The sequence below is a fragment of the Pseudoalteromonas phenolica genome (assembly GCF_005876835.1).
GTDB lineage: Bacteria > Pseudomonadota > Gammaproteobacteria > Enterobacterales > Alteromonadaceae > Pseudoalteromonas > Pseudoalteromonas phenolica_B.
Genome location: NZ_PPSW01000092.1, coordinates 1 through 226, shown reverse-complemented (window position 1 = coordinate 226; position 226 = coordinate 1). Strand labels below are relative to the sequence as shown.

The following is a 226-nucleotide window of genomic DNA, read 5'->3' as shown; positions in this document are numbered from 1 at the left end:
TCCGGCTCCCGCAACCAATTCTTTTAGAGAGAATTAAAACCTCTAAGGCTCGTTTGCTTATGCAAACCATTCGGACGCGGGATGGAGCAGCCTGGTAGCTCGTCGGGCTCATAACCCGAAGGTCGTCGGTTCAAATCCGGCTCCCGCAACCAATTCTTCTAGAGTGAATTCAAAACTCTAGGGCTCGTTTGCTTATGCAAACCATCTGACGCGGGATGGAGCAGCC

At 51.8% G+C, this 226-nt stretch carries 1 tRNA gene; it reads left to right on the top strand.

What is annotated here, in order from left to right:
- The first annotated feature begins 75 nt into the window (after positions 1–75).
- Positions 76–152, top strand: a tRNA-Met gene (locus C1E24_RS20850).
- The last annotated feature ends 74 nt before the right edge of the window (positions 153–226 follow it).